This is a genomic window from Rhizobium anhuiense, assembly GCF_003985145.1.
Taxonomy (GTDB): domain Bacteria; phylum Pseudomonadota; class Alphaproteobacteria; order Rhizobiales; family Rhizobiaceae; genus Rhizobium; species Rhizobium anhuiense.
This window is the reverse complement of the sequence record NZ_ML133523.1, coordinates 543229-558298: the sequence shown is the minus strand read 5'-3', so window position 1 is coordinate 558298 and position 15070 is coordinate 543229. Positions and strand designations below refer to the sequence as shown.

The window sequence follows — 15070 nt, the reverse complement described above, 5'->3', positions numbered from 1 at the left end:
ACGCTGCTGTGATTGAGTGCCCCTGGGCCGCCCTGAAACACAAAACCCCATAGACCGGAGTGTGCGGACCGCGGGTTCCTGCATGAGAGGCTTTCGTACGCCTGACGGCACCCGAAACCCTAAACCACATCAGACATTGAACGCGCTCCTGCACGAGCCTGGAAGCGGACATTGCTGATCAGATTGCAATGACCCCCACGCAAGAACTGCACAGTTTGCAGGCGTCGCAAAAGAACCTATTGTGCGCCGTCGCGTCTACGAAAGGAATTCTATGGGCAAGGCTGGGGGATACATACTTCACGTCGCGCCAGACAGGCGGGACGTACTGCTTAAGGCAGCGCAAGAACCTGATTCCTGGGGGCAACAGCGGGCCGCCGAGCCCGTTGATAAGTTTTCTCACAGCAAGAATTCGCCGTTGGTTGTGCTGGCCTCATTTGATGCTGGGGCGATCACTCATTTGGCTGAGGGACGGAAAGGTGCATCTGCGGGCACTGGGTTAGTTCGGTTGAACATCAGTTCGCTGTTTGAATTGAAGCGACCTGTTTCGTTCGATCAACTCATTTCCCAGGTAGACGGCCGCACACGAGGATATGTCGAGCGGGCGATAGAGAATGGCGGCATGCTTACGCCCTCGGCATTCGCTGAAGTCGTCCGCGTCTTGGAGCAGGACAGGTCGCTAAGTGACAGGCTGAAGCGATATTCCGAGAGCAGGCGTCAGAGACTGTCCCGGCTTTCGGAGCAAGAGCGAACGATACTGGCGCTCCAGAAAGAAGCATTGGGTACCGCACTGAAAATCGCCGATATCCAGACCGGTCAACTTTTGGATTGGGAGCCGCCGGCCGATAAGCCAACCTCGTTCTTGGAGGGGCTTCCGGAGGCTTCCGTGCGCGAAGATGGGATGCTTCTGGTCGATCATTCCAATGTACCCGGTTTTAAGGCTTTCGATGGCGTATCTCAGTTAGCGGTCCGGACCTTCGTGTCAGAAAGTGATCCCTCGGTTCGATTGACGGTTCTTATGGCTAATCGCGAGCCGCTCGAAGAACAGACTGGGGCAGACCTGATCTACTACAACGAGAAGTACAGATCCTTCGTGATGGTCCAATACAAGGCTATGACGACGGGGAAGAAAGAATTTGAATTCCGGTGGCAGGCCGGGGACCAATTCAGTATAGAGTTGCAGCGAATGGACAAGATGGCGGCTGAGCTTGAGAAGATCGTCGATGATCAGGGCGCAGACAGCTTCCGCCTTCACAATGATCCCTTCTACATGAAGTTTTGCCCCAAGATTGCCTTCAACCCCGATGACCGTGGCCTTTTCAACGGTATGTATATCCCGCGGTCCCTGTGGCACCGGCTTGCGGTGGCAGGGGCTTTGAAGGGACCAAAAGGAGGCAATGTGCTGACCTACACAAACGCTGGTCGCCGCTTTCAAACTAGCGACTTCGTGTCTTTGGTTGCAAATTCGTGGATCGGCACAACGGTCCCGCAGTCTCAGAGCGTGGAAAAGCTCATCAAACAGGTCCTGAGTAGCGGTAGGGCGGTTACATATGCCGTCAAGCGTGATGATCCACCGGAAGATACCGGAGCAGGCGGAGTGGTGGATCTGAATGGCCCGGTCGTTGGGGCGCGAGAGGTGCCAGAACAGGTCATGGTTCGAGTTACCCGATAGTTCGGACATCCTGGCTTGGCGGAGCACACCAAACAGGGGATAGTTGGTCGCGTTCGCCGTCAAGCGGAAATAATTTCCGCATTCGGGCTAAGTTTCACCTCCTGCGGTCGCCGCGCGGATGGCCGCTTCGCGCCCCCATGCCCCCTTAGCTACCTGGAGCGGACATCAGTTTGGTGCCCCCGCCTCGGTTTCGTAGAGGCCGGAAAGTCAGGCCTAATCGGTGCGGCTACCATTCGGCCCATCTCAAATCCGCCTCAATTAGGAATGCCCGAAGGAGACTTGCGTCGCGTTCGGCGTAACGATCAAGTGCGGACCCGCTTACCCCAACCGCACGTGTGTGTTCTTGCTGTGCTTGGCGATTTCGTTACGTGCTCAACCCATGTGCGAGTCGCCGCAGAATGCACCTTGACGACTGCTGGCACCAGTCTAATGGTTAGTATGCGGTAAATCGCCGTGGGGCATTATTCATTCAGGCTCGTCGGTTGCGACGCACTCGGTCCGGCTTCGGGACATAGCCATCCGAGCTGTCGGACGACATGCGCCTTCTGGCGCGAGCGCCGATGGTCGTGCTCATCAAAGGGTCAGCAGGATGAGGGCGCGATGGTTACGATTACCAAGGAAGCCGAGGGCTACCTCGAGGCATTGGCGGACGAGCTAACGATCTCGCCCACCAGGTACGAGCAGGCGGTCGCCCGGTACAAGTCGCTGGGCAAGTGGCTGCATCGCGATGCTTCAACGGTGAAACAGTACGACCCCCAAGTGTATTCGCAGGGTTCGTTCCGGCTGGGCACGGTCATCAAGCCCGAGGACGAAAACGGCCAGTATGATATCGACTCGGTTTGCGAACTGGCCGCTCTCAAGAAAGACCAGTTGACCCAGTACACGCTCAAGGAACTGCTTCGGGTCGAGATCGAGGCTTATCGGATAGCACAGGCAATGGTGAAGCCACTCGGGGAAGGCCGTCGTTGCTGGACGCTCGAATATGCCGATGGCGCGCAGTTCCACATGGATATCGCGCCGGCGCTACCGAACGGCACATCCATGCGGTTGTTGCTGGAGTCCCGCGGCCTGGACGCGCAGTGGGCCGACACCGCCATCGCCATCACCGACAACAAGCACCCCATCTTCTATCAGCCCACCACCGACTGGCCCCGATCCAACCCGAAGGGTTATGCCGCATGGTTCCGCTCGCGGATGGCCGTCGCCTTCTCTCGCAAGCGCCGGAAGCTCGCCGAAGCAGCCCAGGCCAGCATTGAGAGCATTCCCGAATACCGGGTGGTCACCCCGCTGCAACAAGCAATCATGATCCTGAAGCGCCACCGCGATCAGATGTTCGCGGACCGCAAGGGTGTCAAACCCATCTCGGTGATTCTGACGACCCTGTCCGCGCACGCATATGATGGTGAGGAAACTATCGGCCAGGCCCTGGTCTCCATTTTGACCAAGATGGACCGGTTCATCGTCTTCGATGGCGTTCGGTCATATATTCCCAACCCGTCTGACCCGCTTGAGAACTTTGCCGACAAGTGGGCAGAGCATCCCGAGCGTCGTGCTGCATTTTACGAATGGCTGCAAGCAGCCCGGCGCGACTTCTTCTATGCAGCCCAGGTCAGCAGCCGCCAGATGATCACGGACTCCGTTGCCCCCCGCATCGGTCGTAGCCTTGCCGAAAGGGCCAGGGACCGTGCCGAACCGAAGCCGGCTTCATCGCTCCTGCGCACCGCCACGGCAGCATCCGCTACAGCGGCTGCTACACCGACCTTTCCCGCGGAGCGGCGCGTTCCGGGCAAACCGGCAGGGTTCGGCGGCATATGAGCTGGTGGATTTCGGATCCGGGCCGGGGCTTATCGGAACGTCTGAAGGTCTCTCGCCTCGAGCAGGCCGCAGACTGGCTCCATAACGTACGGTGGCGCCTCGACAGCCTTAGGTTGCTACTGGATTTCGACATTGTCGAAGGCGAATCCAGGTGGCGCCTCGTCATGCACTACCCGGACTTCTTTCCCTCTATCCCGCCGCTGGTCTTCAACGGAGACGGCGAACGTCTGTCGGGACATCAATACGGTCTATCGGGCGAACTTTGCCTGGAGTATCGACCCGACAACTGGCAGCTCGATTGGACGGGCGCCATGATGATCGAAAGCGCCCGTCGGCTCCTGGTCGGAGAGAGCGCTGAGCTGTCGGGCCAAGGGGTTCTCTCAGCTCATGTCGTATCCGAAGGACAGCGTCTTCGCGGGACTTATCTCAGGCTGGTCATACCCGAAGAACCGTTGCGCCTGATCCAGGCCATGGACGACGGCCAGGTGGAGCCTATCGAGATCGACGAACACTATTACGGCGAAGCCGCCGTGGCTCATTTGACTGCCCTGGGACCTGATGGGGCTCGGATCTGGCATCGGAGCAAGCCGGTGTCGAGGGCGGCCAACTACAAAGGTGCCGCCATCCGCGTCCCCCGAGGGCTGAAGTTTCCGGGGCCGATAACCGTGAAGTCCCTCGAGATCGCGCTTAAGGCTGCGGGCGTTACGACCGACTATCCGGAGTCGCCGCCTGCCAATTATCTGCTGGTGGATGACACGACCGCTTGGTTGGCGATGGTGTATCGTAAGGCGGATGGTGGAGTTCAGGATTACGGATACTCTACGTTTGTCGTCGACGCCGACCAACAGCGACTACCTACCGCGAACGCGGCGCTGGCCGACAAGCGGATCGGCCTTATCGGATGCGGTTCACTTGGGTCGAGGATAGCAGCGACGCTCGTACGTTCAGGAGCCCAGAAGCTCGAACTGTTCGACGACGACATCCTCTCTCCCGGCAACCTGGTGAGGAACGAACTGGATTGGCGCGGCGTCGGGGTACACAAGGCCAAAGCTTTGCGGGCCAGACTGCTCGAAATAGCCCCAGACGCAAAGGTCACGGTGCAGATCGTGAACCTCGGCGGCCAGGAGAGTTCCGAATGGACCGCTACCGCGCTCGAGACGCTGGCCAATTGTGACCTAATCATCGACGCCACGGCGGACGCCACCGTTTTCGGCCTTGCATCGGCCGCCGCGAGATTCAAGAGCAGACCGATGGTGTGGGGCGAGGTCTTCGGGGGCGGGATCGGCGGCATCATTGCCCGGTCTCGACCAGATCACGATCCGTCCCCAGACGTGGCCCGCCGCCAGATCCTGAAGTGGTGCGAAGACAAGGGCGTCGAGTGGGAGGTGCCCTCCCGCCAGTTGGAATACGGCGTAATGCGGGCGGACCAGCCGCCGTTGATCGCGGACGATGCCGACGTTTCCGTGATGGCCGGCCACCTGGCGCGTCTCGCGATTGATACGTTGCGGGGTGGCGGGAGCCAGTTCCCTGCTCCCGCGTATGCGGTCGGCCTCCGTGAGGGCTGGATATTCGCCGCCCCGTTCGATACCCACCCTATCAGCTATACAGGCAACGAAGGTTGGGACGCGGGATCGTCGCCCGACGAGGTGAAGCTGAAAGAGCTAGTGACCCTTCTTTTCCCTAGACAGGCCGAAGATGCAGATCACACTGCCTAGCGCCGTCCGCAAGAAAATCTGCACGCAACTAGCCCTGTCTGGACGCCGGGAAACCGGCGGCTTGCTGCTCGCTGAGCAATTGGACGACCAAGGGCGATTTCGTGTCGTGGACGTTACCGTTGACCCAAACGGCGGTGAGAGCGCCTACTTTGAGCGCCGCCCGGAACTGCACGCCCAGGCACTGGAAGCATTCTTCGAGAGGAATGGCAACGACTTCGGTCGTTTTAACTACTTAGGGGAATGGCATTCCCATCCGAGCTTCCCGGTGGACCCGAGCATCACCGACATTAGGACCATGCAGGCGATGGTCGAAGACGTCGGCAACATCGACTTCTCGGTCTTGATGATTGTCCGGCTGCGGATGTTCGTTATGCTGCAGGTTGGAACGTACCTGTTCATGCGTGGCCAACACCCGCAACGCGTCGAGATGATCGACGACCCGATCCCACGAGCGAAGAAAAGATTCATTTGAAAGGAGTCGCCTTGGTGCGGCATTTGAAGGAGCGACATGTCTAAGACAGCTATCCCGGCAAAGGTTGCAAACGCCCTCTGGGCGAAGGCTGCGGGGCGGTGCCAGTTCCGAGGATGCAACAAGCTTCTTATCGGTGATCTCATCACGGGCAAAAAGACGGGCAAGTACGGCTACATCGCCCACATCGTCGCCGACGAGGTAGGCGGCCCTCGGGGCGATGTGGTGAGATCGCCGCAGCTTGCTCAAGACATCGACAACCTGATGCTTATGTGCCCGGTCCACCATAAGGCGATCGACGTGGACCATGTGGCCGACTACGACGAAACCGCCCTTCTGACTATGAAGGCCGAACATGAGGACCGTATTGAGATCGTCACCGATATGGATGTCGACCGCGTCTCCCATGTCGTTAGGTTCGCGGCGGACATCGGTCAACGCGACGCGGTTATCACGACACGAGCGATCTTTGCCGCGATGCCACCTGATCACCATCCGGCGGATTTTCGTACGATTGACATCGAACTCATTGGCTCCGAATTGAAGGACCACGAGGAGGCGTACTGGGCCGGACAGGACCGGAACCTGGAGATGGCCTTCGCCCGGAAAATCAAGGAGCGGATCGAGCAACGGGAAATCCGCCAGTTAAGCGTCTTCGCTTTGGCTCCGCAGCCGTTGCTCATCCGTCTCGGGACGCTCCTCGGCGACGTGGTACCGGTCTCCGTGCATCAGAAGCACCGCGAACCGGACACTTGGAAGTGGCTACCTGACCAGCCGCACATCGCCTACAAGGTCAACGAATATAGTGGCAGGAAGGACGTGCCGGTCGCGTTGAAGCTCGCCCTGAGTGCCACGGTAAACGACGAGCGCATCACATCGGTATTGGGTGAGTATACCGCAATCTGGTCGATCACCTGCGAGCAATCTGGCAACGACATCATGCGAAGGAAGGATGACCTCGCCGCCTACAAGAAATTGGTGCGGAACCTGTTCGACCGAATCAAGGCCTATCACGGGGAAGGCGTGATGCTGCATGTTTTCCCGGCGTTGCCAGCGTCCGCGGCGGTGGAGACGGGACGCGTCTGGATGCCGAAGGCTGACCTCACGATGAAGATCTACGACCAAAACCGTACTGCGCAGGCATTCGTCCCAACGATCGCCATCGGATAGGATACAGCGGCTATCCTGGCATCCTCCTACCTAAGCTTGCACGTCCGCTTTTCGTCATTCGGCTCCTATAAGCCGCTAGTCTGCATTCGGCCCCGTCATCTAACTAGAAGGTGCGCGTTCTCCCGGTGGCCAAGGATGGCCATAGGAGAACTGAAATGGGTATCTCACAATATGATCCTGGCGCACTGGGTCGACCGGCTTGGAACGCGGCAAGCAAGTTGGCGTCAAGAAGCCTTTGAAGCAGCGCCAGATCTGGGCAGTCCGCTTCTTCCTCGACCGTGAAGGAAGGATGCGAGATCGAGCGCTTTTCGACCTTGCCATCGACAGCAAGCTCCGCGGCTGCGATTTGGTAAAACTGAAAATTGGGACACTCGTCACGGGCCACGATATTCGAACTCGCGCGATGGTCGTCCAGCAAAAGACTGGACGACCCGTGCAGTTCGAAATTACGACCGAGGTCAGAGCTAGTCTGCTCGCCTGGCTTCAACGACGGGGAGGAACAGTCGATGACTATGCCTTTCCCAGTCGCGTCGACCACACCGATCATCTCAGCACTCGGCAGTACGCTCGACTGGTCGATGAATGGGTGACCGCGATTGGGCTTCGTCGGGAGGATTACGGAACGCATTCCCTGCGGCGAACGAAGGCTGCCATGATCTATAAGGCCACCGGCAACCTTCGAGCGATCCAGATCCTGCTTGGCCATACAAAGATCGAGAATACGGTCAGATATCTCGGCGTCGACATTGAGGACGCACTAGAACTGGCCGAGCGGACTGAAATCTGAGAGGGGGGTGGCCCTGCAGGTTGTGGGGCCACCCCCTTTCCCCGGAAATCCTTCACAAAGATTCAATCTGCTCTGCGCCTTCGTTTCAGTCGTTCGAACGCAATTGTTTCATTCTGAAAGCCGACGTTGGCTACGCTGCCGCCTGAATGTTTCAGGGTAGCGTTAGGAAGCCGCGACATGCACATTAGAGTTCATTCGAGCAAGTCTGCCGGCAACCGTCGGATCGAGAACCATGATCCAGGAAATCCGGCTTGCGATGCTTAAACTATGACGGAGAGCTGCGGACGCGGATCTCAACTGAGGCAATTTGAGGGGGACCGTCGTCATGCGCAAACCGAGCCGCGACGTCGAACTGGACGACATCATTGCCGGGCAAATCCTAGGTGATGATCCGGACGTTATTGCTCTGGCTATGAAGATACACCTCGCACTCGAGGCGTTGCTGATCCAGATCCTCCTTACGTTTCGCGCTGACGACAAGATCTACAAGCTCCATTTCCCGGCCAAAACTGAAGTCCTGGAGAAGCAGGGCCTGATCAGCAGCGCCGACCGTGCAGCCTTTGATCGGTTCAACGACTTCCGTGGTGATTTCGCGCATATCTTCGCACACCGGGTAACATTGGCCGACGCGCTTGCACTTGCCCGTGACCTTGAGGCACAGGGGGTCGATTTCTCGGACTCGGTCGGTCATTACTCCGAGGCGCAGGCAAGTGAATACTACGGCGGAATGCTGGGTGTGCTTGAGGAAGTTGGCTGGTGCATTCTTTTTCACGCCTCCCGCGCGTTAAGCGTGGCCCGGGGGCGCGATATATTTTCGGCGCGGCATGACGAAATTGCGCCGTCATTTCGGGCGTAAAACGACTGTAGCCAGATTCCAAAAATGGTCATCTAAGCGATCGAGGCAGGCGGCTAGTTCGCGCCAACACCGGTCATTGATAAATCCTGCAATGTGCGCAGTGATCTCACTTCAGGACAATGATTCGGGAGCCGCAAGTGGGTAATGTCATGTCGGAATTCTCAATAGCCGTTTCTCCGCGAGCTGGCGGTAGATACAAGTCAATCAGCAATATCGTATGGGACAAAGTTCCGGGCTTTGCGATCCTCACGGGGCGTAACGGCTCCGGCAAGACCCAGATATTAGAACTGCTCGCCTATCACTTCAGTGGAGCCCAATACAGACCTGGGACTGACGATCCGCTGCCGGTTATCGTGAGCACTGCCGGGGTGACGTATGGAGCGGACGAGATCGCCTATGTGCCGAGTTCAGGAAAATTTTCCGGTGGCGTTCCGTCCTCCGTTGCCGAGATACCGAACGTACGCAACCAATTTGTAACTTTAGCGCAACCCCAGAACGTGCGAGGGAATCGGCAGCAAATCGACGGTGCGATAAAGGTAGGTAAGGTACTGAAGCGCCTTGGATCTATCTCTCCTCATCAGCTAACCACTGAAGTTATCGCAGAAATCTTTCCGGACGATTTCGAGTTTGCGATAGATGACATTGATATCACGAGTGGCATCAACCACCTGTTTGTCGCCTATAGGCTCAAAGCTTTGGAGGCACTTGAACAGGGGACGCCAGGAGTTGATCGAGTTGGAAAACCGCTCGGTCCTGCGCCGTGGAGCGTAGTGAACGACACTCTGAAGGTCGCCGGGTTCCCATTCGTCGTGGTGTCTCCAGAGGAGACTCCGATTCTATCGCAATATGAATTGAAACTGCGAGACACCCAGACTGGAGCCACGATAAGGGCTATCGACCTCTCCTCGGGTGAAAAAGTTCTTCTGCAACTTGTCCTCTGGCTGTTCACGGCTGGCAAGGAGGGAATCTTTCCCAAGCTTCTTCTACTGGACGAACCCGACGCGCATCTGCATCCCTCCATGACAACCCAATTCCTCGACGTCATTTCCGAGACGCTGGTGAAGAAGTATGGTGTCAGGGTGATCATGACTTCTCATTCCCCATCTACCGTCGCGCTCGCGCCTATTGATGCCGTGTTCGAGCTCGAGAGGGGCTCATCAGTCATCAAGCCAGTCAGCTCGCGCTCGGACATAATCTCAATCCTGACCGCTGGCCTAGTCACCGTAACGAAGACCACAAAATTCTGCTTCGTCGAGGATGAGGACGACGTAGAATTCTACACCGCAATCCAGGAGCTCCTTTCAGCAAGCGGACCAACCCGCGACCCGATGGCTCTGCCCCCTTCGCCAGCGCTCGCGTTTCTCCCCGTTTCCATTGGAGTGAACGCATCGAAGATTTCCGGAGGCTCGACTGTCGTCGCCAAATGGGTCGGAAAGCTTGACGGAGAGCCCTTGGATCGCATGTTCTGCGGCATCATTGACAGGGATGGTGGTGCACCTGGCACGGACAGGATTTTCCCGATCGGCCGGTACAGTTTCGAGAACTATCTCCTTGATCCGCTTGTAGTCTATGCCTTGCTGATGGAGGAGAACCAAGCACCGAAACTTCCCGGCATCAACCTGATGTCGGGAGACGAGCATTTGCTACGGACGCAGCCGGAAGAAACCCTGCAGGCCATCGTGGATACGGTCACTGCGGCGGTAGAAGCTTCCGAACCCTCCATTGCGGGACAGGGGAAGCTCGAGGTCACCTACACTGCCGGACACAAACTGTTCCATCCGCGGTGGGTTATCGATCACCGTGGTCATGATTTGCTTCGTGTTGTCCAGAGAGCGTTTCTCGGCCCGCAGCATCTCAACCCGCGCCGTCTGATCAAATGCCTGCGGAGATGCCGGATGATCCCTGTCGAACTAGCCGTGTTGATGAAAGCGATCCAAGAACGTTGAAGCCGTGACGCATAGCTTCGTGCGCTTGCTGCCTGCGACAGGCAGCTCTGAAGCGTCTGACCGCTATGTGCCATTTCACGCCCTGAAGCCAGAACGTGTCGCCGTCTACCACGCAGGTGTTGCGAGCTGCAGCGCCGCAGATCGAGAATGAGGTGCTGATCGTGTCGTTCGGCGCTACAGTGGCCCAACCATAGGCGCCGCCAAGGACAACGGCAGCGAGCGGCACGAAGAGCAACCACGGCCGTAACCGCTGCTGCAGCGCAGAGGGACTAAGGGCATTGCGCGCCATTTTCCGTTTCCTACGCTTGCGCGGATCGAAGTCGACCACGTTTTCCCTTCATGCCCCCTTCGTTCAGGATGTCGCGTATCTGGTAGAGAGTCGAGACCAAGCAGCGGTCCAGAACGCCTACCATTGGGTACTATACTGGGCTATTACTTCGGCCTCGGTGAAAGGCGGGATTGGATGGACGTGGTGACCATGAGCGCGGTTGACGGTGAAGATATCCCTGACGCTGAGGAAACCGAGGTGCGGGTTAACAGTTTGGTTTGGATTACCTCCCTGCGAGAAGCAGAGAAGGGTGTCACAGACCGTATCCTCGAAGACCTCGAACCACATCTGGATAAGCTTGGAATCGGCACCACTCGCTTCGAGCCGAAGTCTCGAGATGACCTTTATGCATTCCTCGACACGCTTCGCGAGAAGGCAGAAAGTTCGTTCCGTCCGATCATTCACTTAGATATGCACGGTCACGCTGACGATGGCCTCCACGTCGTGGCAAGCGGTGAGAACGCGCCTTGGCCGCACATGGTCGAGCTATTCCGCGAGATCAACGTGGCCACGAGCAACAGTCTTTGCGTAATTTCCTTGGCGTGCTTCGGATTTCATATTTTGAAAGATTTGGATTTCAACAAGCCCACGCCATTTTACGCGCTAGTCGGTTCTGATCGGGAAATCGCTGCCGGCGATATCGAAGAACGGGCAATGCGGTTCTACAAGCGGGTGTTTGAGGTCCAAGACCTAGCAACAGCCTGTGAAGAAGTCTGGCAGGATTCACCGCGGCTTTGGCTGGCCGAAAAGTACCTGTTCGAAGTACTGGTGAATTACGTGCTTAAGACAACTAAGGGCCAGTTCCTCCGCGTACGGCGTGAGAGAGCCCTAACTTTTGCGAGAAAGCAGGGATTGCCTGCGAGCGAAATGAAAGCGTATCGCCGATGGGTTAGGGAAAACCTGAAGCCGAATTCCAGCCTCATCCATAAATACGGAAGGCGTTTTTTCATCGGGCGGCCGGTTGTCTTCACACTCAGACAGGTCAAAAACGCCGCCGATTTGTTTGAGAAGAAGCTCAAACGGACGCGACACAGGCCGGGCCACGAGCCACAATTCATACTCAACAGGCACTAGCAAGTTACTCAAACGCCGTCGATTGTCTTGAACGTTGGGCAGGGGTGAGACGCGTGGGGACCAATGCAATACAAGAAGAGAAGATTCACTGCTATGAGCGCTGGGTGGTTTTTTCCGTCCATGGCGAGACATGCTATATCGACGGCCATCCTATCGACCTGCTGTCGATGCAAGTTGACCACATTATCCCTGAGTTTCTTCTCAGTGAGCCACGAAGACTTGCAGATGTTCTGAAATTATACGGACTTCCTCCGACGTTTGACCTGAATTCGTACGCCAATTGGATGCCTACGTGCGCCGCCCACAACAACCTGAAGCGAGGCAGGGTCTTTGAAGCCACGCCACTCATTCAGATTCATTTGCAGGCTGCGGCGGACAAGGTGGAGCGCGCGCAAGAGTTCGAAAAGCATATGGCATCGAAGCGAGAGATTGGCGCCGCTCTGAATGTGTTGGAGAGAGCAGCGTCAACAGGCGACGTTGATCCGAACCTTGTGATGCCGCTGATCGACGCGTTCCAGAGGGTGAGACGACGCGCCGTTATAGACAAGGTGGAGGAACTCAAGATTCCGATCACCATGGGCTTCGGCGGCAGTGATGGAGGGAGCGCTTATGCTCGGCTTTATCGCGAAATCATGAATGCGCCAATTCGCCTGACGCCCACCTTGGTATTGAGATCTGCCGGGCTCTATTAAGCCCAAACAAAAACCCCGAAGGGCCCCATGTCCGGTATTGCGTTGCGTGCTCCAGCAGCAGACAGTCTGCCGTCGGCCCCATTGCAGTCACTAATCGCGGGTCCCCAGCCAGTTTTCCTGGCCGTCTTCGAACGCGACGGATAGCCGAAGAAACTGCGGCCGAGATCGCCCAACTTATTGAGAAGACGCCACTTTTCGGTGCGGGAGATGGTCGCCAATTTAAATCGAAAAATTGGTCAAAGACGACTTTCCTGGGAGGCCTGGATTCTCACATAATTTCAAAGGCATCGCTGACAAGCCTTGAAATCCCTCTGTTTTCCCATCGCGAGCGACCGTGGATGCCACCCTTGTGCCCTGGCTTTGGGCATCAGTCAACAGGACGGCGAGCGGCAATTATTTCCGCTTTCGGACCTCAAATTTGCGGTGATGCGGGCACAAAGCGCCCGGCAGCTTGCGCCGTCATTCCTGCTGTTCAGGTCCTTTGAGATCGCACCTCCAAACCGCCATCGCTTATTCATAGAAACACCATGAACGCCTTAGCTGCGAAAGCCCGGACATTCATGTTAAGCGCTGCGAACGCCGGAACGACTTGGCGTGCCTTAGGCTATGTTCTACCCCTGATTAAGTGGTCGAGGGGCGATTCGCGTGAACGCCTTTATTCAGGGTGGTGAGGTCGGGGGGGAATCAGTGGCAGCAACACTTAGATCAATACATATTGAAAACTTCAGGTCGATTAGATCTGTAGACGCCGATCTTTCGCAGTTGGCTATTTTCGTTGGCCGAAATGACTGCGGTAAATCAAACATCCTTCGAGCCCTGAACCTTTTCTTCAATGATCAGACCAATCCAGGTGTCGAGTTTGCATTCGCAGAAGACTATAATTTTTACGCCCCGGTGCGAGCGCGTAAGGCGAGGGAGGTGCTTGTTCGTATCGAGATTGCGCTGCCGGAAAGCTACCATGCGACCAACGGTCAGGTGATTATTTGGACCAAGCGTTGGCGCGAGGACGGGCTCTGGAGTGAGGAGTATGACTACTACGGTCAACGCATTTCGAAGGGCAGGCGGGGTCAGGAGATCCGAGAAGACGTCAAGATTCCAGAAAAATCGAACGTCCACGCGCTACTTCGTAAGATCGAGTTCGAGTACGTGCCGGCTATAAAGGATTCGGAGTACTTCGATGACTTGCGGGGTCGGATCTACGGCATCATCTCGGAAGTCGCTGCCCGCACCTTCCATGAGTCCAGTACCGCGTTCGAACAATCGATTGGCGATCACCTCAACGAGTTGACAACGAGCATCTCGGCGTCTCTTGGCTTCGACACGAAGCTGGCGCTGCCTAGGGACCTCTATCACATTTTCGAAAGACTTGACTTCCTCAGCGGAGAGAAATCGGTCTCCCTGAACAATCGGGGCGACGGGGTAAAGGCGAGACATATCCCACTGATTCTGCGCTTCATGGCGGAAAAGAAAGCGGCACTGCAAAAGAGAGGTGGCCCTCCAATTAGCAGCATCTGGGCCTATGAAGAGCCTGAGAACAACCTGGAGATTGGAAGTGCCGTCCAGCTAGCGGACGAACTCCACCAATTGGCCAAGGCGGGCACCGCACAGATACTCCTAACCACCCATTCGCCTGCATTTTATGATCTGGGCCAGCAAGAAAATGAGATCGCGCTTCATTTTGTAACGCGTGCCACCGACACGGACGGTACGATGACCAAGACCGGAGTAGAGGGAATCGATGAGAGCTTGGGTACGCTCGCCATGCTTGCGCCCCGTATTGCGGAAATGGTTGCACAGGTCCGGCAGCAGGAGGAGACGAAGGCCATTGCCGCCCAACTGGCAGAGGTAAATTGCCCTCGCATCTTTGTTGAAGGCGAGAGCGATCGTATCGTGCTGGCTCGGGCTCTTGAACTCTTTTTCCCCAAAGCGGTTGAGCAGGTCCGCTTCGAAACGAAACGGGATGGTGCGGGTCACACCTACGTCATCGACATGCTGGTCGGATGGCGATCCCAGCACAAGCATCACCCCGAGCGTCCCAAAGCAGTCGGCATTGTTGATGGGGACGCCGGCCAGGCAAAGGCAGCGTTCAACAAGCAACCTGATAACGTCAAGTCGGCAAAGTGTTTTGTCTACCCACCGCCAGCGAACTTGCAAGCCGCCCGCGCGGCTCATTTCGAGGTCTACGCGTCACTCGAAGTGCTCTATCCTCCGGATGTCTGGCGGGAGGCAGAGAAGAGGGGGAAATTGGAGAGGCGGGCGTTGGCGAAAGTCTGCCCACCAGACCTCGTTGACCAAATTTTGCTCGGCGAAACTACCTTTGAGGAAACCCTGGATCCTACTTGGGCGTATTTGGTCAAGTTCGACTTCGCTAATGAACACAAGATCTCAACGGCCGAACGAGTGTGCAAGCAGGAAGACGCGAATTGTAAGACCACACTTGCAAATTTCGAGCCCCTGTTGAGAGACGCGCTTTCGTTCCTCGGCGTAGCTGATTGACGAGCGGCTTTGCGCCTCCAGTTAGGACGCTCTGGTGGCGCCCAACACTATCC

11 protein-coding genes are annotated in these 15070 nt (G+C 56.9%); all 11 read left to right on the top strand.

The features are described 5' to 3' along the window. Positions 1-271 precede the first annotated feature (271 nt). The 11 genes from EEQ99_RS13270 to EEQ99_RS13220 all read left to right on the top strand — a co-directional run bounded on the left by EEQ99_RS13270 (position 272) and on the right by EEQ99_RS13220 (position 15017). Positions 272-1669 carry a hypothetical protein gene (locus tag EEQ99_RS13270; protein WP_127430600.1) on the top strand — a complete coding sequence of 466 codons (1398 nt, stop codon included), beginning with the start codon at positions 272-274 and terminating at the stop codon, positions 1667-1669. Positions 1670-2269: 600 nt separating this feature from the next. Continuing rightward, entirely contained in the window at positions 2270-3484 is a 1215-nt protein-coding gene (locus tag EEQ99_RS13265) for a nucleotidyltransferase domain-containing protein (RefSeq protein WP_127430599.1), read from the top strand. Next, positions 3481-5199, top strand: coding sequence for a ThiF family adenylyltransferase (locus EEQ99_RS13260; protein WP_127430598.1), 1719 nt, complete (start codon positions 3481-3483; stop codon positions 5197-5199). Before EEQ99_RS13265 ends, EEQ99_RS13260 begins: the two co-directional genes overlap by 4 nt. After that, complete coding sequence (locus tag EEQ99_RS13255; protein ID WP_127430597.1) at positions 5180-5671, top strand: M67 family metallopeptidase; 492 nt, start codon at positions 5180-5182, stop codon at positions 5669-5671. The genes EEQ99_RS13260 and EEQ99_RS13255 overlap by 20 nt, the downstream gene beginning before the upstream one ends. 36 nt (positions 5672-5707) lie before the next feature. Next, positions 5708-6838: an SAVED domain-containing protein gene (locus tag EEQ99_RS13250; RefSeq protein ID WP_127430596.1), complete on the top strand. Its 1131-nt coding sequence runs from the start codon at positions 5708-5710 to the stop codon at positions 6836-6838. A gap of 199 nt (positions 6839-7037) precedes the next feature. Beyond that, on the top strand, positions 7038-7625 hold the full coding sequence (locus EEQ99_RS13245; RefSeq protein WP_127430595.1) for a tyrosine-type recombinase/integrase: 588 nt from the start codon (positions 7038-7040) through the stop codon (positions 7623-7625). A gap of 325 nt (positions 7626-7950) precedes the next feature. Continuing rightward, positions 7951-8481, top strand: coding sequence for a hypothetical protein (locus tag EEQ99_RS13240; RefSeq protein ID WP_127430594.1), 531 nt, complete (start codon positions 7951-7953; stop codon positions 8479-8481). Between the two features lie 149 nt (positions 8482-8630). Beyond that, entirely contained in the window at positions 8631-10427 is a 1797-nt protein-coding gene (locus tag EEQ99_RS13235) for an AAA family ATPase (protein WP_127430593.1), read from the top strand. A gap of 463 nt (positions 10428-10890) precedes the next feature. Continuing rightward, on the top strand, positions 10891-11829 hold the full coding sequence (locus tag EEQ99_RS13230) for a hypothetical protein (protein WP_127430592.1): 939 nt from the start codon (positions 10891-10893) through the stop codon (positions 11827-11829). Between the two features lie 53 nt (positions 11830-11882). Continuing rightward, positions 11883-12521: a hypothetical protein gene (locus EEQ99_RS13225; protein WP_127430591.1), complete on the top strand. Its 639-nt coding sequence runs from the start codon at positions 11883-11885 to the stop codon at positions 12519-12521. Between the two features lie 645 nt (positions 12522-13166). Then, positions 13167-15017 carry an ATP-dependent nuclease gene (locus tag EEQ99_RS13220; RefSeq protein ID WP_164735931.1) on the top strand — a complete coding sequence of 617 codons (1851 nt, stop codon included), beginning with the start codon at positions 13167-13169 and terminating at the stop codon, positions 15015-15017. Positions 15018-15070: the final 53 nt, after the last annotated feature.